The organism is Aequorivita vitellina (assembly GCF_022008365.1).
Classification (GTDB): Bacteria; Bacteroidota; Bacteroidia; order Flavobacteriales; family Flavobacteriaceae; genus Aequorivita; species Aequorivita vitellina.
Genome location: NZ_JAIRBA010000108.1, coordinates 1 through 866, shown reverse-complemented (window position 1 = coordinate 866; position 866 = coordinate 1). Strand labels below are relative to the sequence as shown.

General features: G+C 38.6%; 1 pseudogene. It reads right to left on the bottom strand.

Annotated features, from left to right (window positions below):
* Nucleotides 1-866 (bottom strand): annotated as a pseudogene (locus K8089_RS16190) (hypothetical protein); the annotation flags it as partial.

The window sequence follows — 866 nt, the reverse complement described above, 5'->3', positions numbered from 1 at the left end:
AAAACAGTTAAAGTTTCAAGATTTGAAATATCGATTGTTGTAGTAACATTGTCTTCATCAGTATAGGTGAAAGTGCCGTTCCCGTTATCAACGATAGTTGTTAAAGTTTCGAAATTATCGATTACCGTTTCAAGATCGATGCTGGTTAAAACGCCGTCTTCGTCGGTGTATTCTAAGGTTTTTCCGTCTACGTTTAAGGCTAGGGTAGTAAGCGTTTCCAGATTTGAAATATCGATTGTTGTAGTAACATTGTCTTCATCGGTATAGGTGAAAGTTCCGTTCCCATTATCAACGATAGTTGTAAGTGTTTCGAACGTATCGATTACAGTTTCCAGATCGATGCTTGTTAAAACGCCGTCTTCATCTGTGTATTCTAAGGTTTTTCCGTCAACGTTTAACGCCAAAACAGTTAAAGTTTCAAGGTTCGAAATGTCGATTGTTGTCGTAACATTGTCTTCATCGGTATAGGTGAAAGTGCCGTTACCGTTATCCACAATTGTAGTTAAAGTTTCGAAGTTGTCGATTACCGTTTCAAGATCGATGCTTGTTAAAACGCCGTCTTCGTCTGTGTATTCTAAGGTTTTTCCGTCAACGTTTAACGCTAAAACAGTTAAAGTTTCAAGATTTGAAATATCGATTGTTGTAGTAACATTGTCTTCATCAGTATAGGTGAAAGTTCCGTTCCCGTTATCAACGATTGTAGTTAAAGTTTCGAAGGTGTCGATTACAGTTTCCAGATCGATGCTGGTTACAACACCGTCTTCGTCTGTGTATTCAAGGGTTCTTCCATCCGGATTTAGTGCTAAAAAGGTAAGCGTTTCCAGATTTGAAATATCGATGGTTGTGGTTCCGCCATCCTCATCTGT